A 1,076-nucleotide genomic window follows, 5' to 3' on the forward strand; every position below is an offset into this window, starting at 1 on the left:
AAGGTCCTGAAACGGTTGGGCTTGCGACCAGTAGCCGTCAGGAGGACACCGGCGGCTGACCGTCGATGTCGTGCTGCCCCCACCGTCTTTCTGACAGGGCCCGGCCGCAACTCATCCGGAACAAATATTGGGCCGTGCCAAGCTCTCGCCCCCTCGAAAACGTCAGTGCGGTGCCCGAGTTACCGGGCCATCCAAGCGGCCACATGCGGCAGATATTGGGGAACGCCTGCAGGGCCAGGAAGCCGCATAGTGGACAAAAAGCCCATAGGGGTGGGGCGGGAGATCTAGGAAAATGGAAAGCTGTGGACCGCGCAGCCCGCTGTCGGCAGGGCCAACTGCCTCTGGGCTGCGTGACCTTGCGACCAGTGACCCAGGCCCCGGTATTCGACCGGCGGCCCTTGTCAGGACGGAGTCCTGCGCTCATGAGCGACCTCCTAGGTTCCCGCCCGGTGGGGCCGGCACCGGCCACCCCTGTTCCTTCCTGCCCTTGCCCCTCCTTCGATGGCTCGGTGAACAGGGAACCGGCATCGATGGGCCGATTCGGGGCCACCCATTCGCTGATCCTGTTGATCTGCGTCCTATCGCTGGGCAGCGGCCTGTTCCTGGCCGGCACCCCGATGGACGATGTCTTCGCACTGCTAGGCGGCCTGGGCGCGATCGGCGCGGCCACCCTGACCGCGGCCGGCGGTGGTCGCCGTCTGGCCGCCGTCTTCGTCGAGGCAGCCGTGCGCTCCGGCGTGGGCAAGTAGGCGGCTTCCATGACCCGCTCCTCCGCTGGCGCCGCAGAGCGTCCCTTCGCCCACCTCGCCGAGCATCTGACCGCCCTGCGGCGGGCTGCGCGGTTACCTCAGCGCACCTTGGCCCAGGCCGCCAATATCTCGCGCGGCACCGTTCAGCGGGCCGAGTCCGGCGCCGCCGCCCCCACCCCGGCTGTTCTCGACGCCTACGTACGTGCCTGCTCGGGCACTCAGGATGACCACGATCGTGCCCGCCTCCTACGTGTCCGCGGCCGAACCGTCCAGCGCGACCGACTCCGTCACCTCGACGCGCCCGCCCCTTCCCTCATCCACACTGAG

2 protein-coding genes are annotated in these 1,076 nt (G+C 68.4%); both read left to right on the forward strand.

The window, feature by feature from the left end; translation table 11 throughout:
* The first annotated feature begins 509 nt into the window (after positions 1 to 509).
* Positions 510 to 749, forward strand: coding sequence for a hypothetical protein (locus BFF76_RS30705; protein WP_244167393.1), 240 nt, complete (start codon positions 510 to 512; stop codon positions 747 to 749).
* Between the two features lie 9 nt (positions 750 to 758).
* Positions 759 to 1,076 (forward strand): helix-turn-helix domain-containing protein (locus tag BFF76_RS31990; protein ID WP_141695730.1); only part of this gene is annotated, 318 nt, incomplete at its 3' end.

The organism is Streptomyces mutomycini (assembly GCF_001700505.1).
GTDB classification, from domain to species: domain Bacteria; phylum Actinomycetota; class Actinomycetes; order Streptomycetales; family Streptomycetaceae; genus Streptomyces; species Streptomyces mutomycini.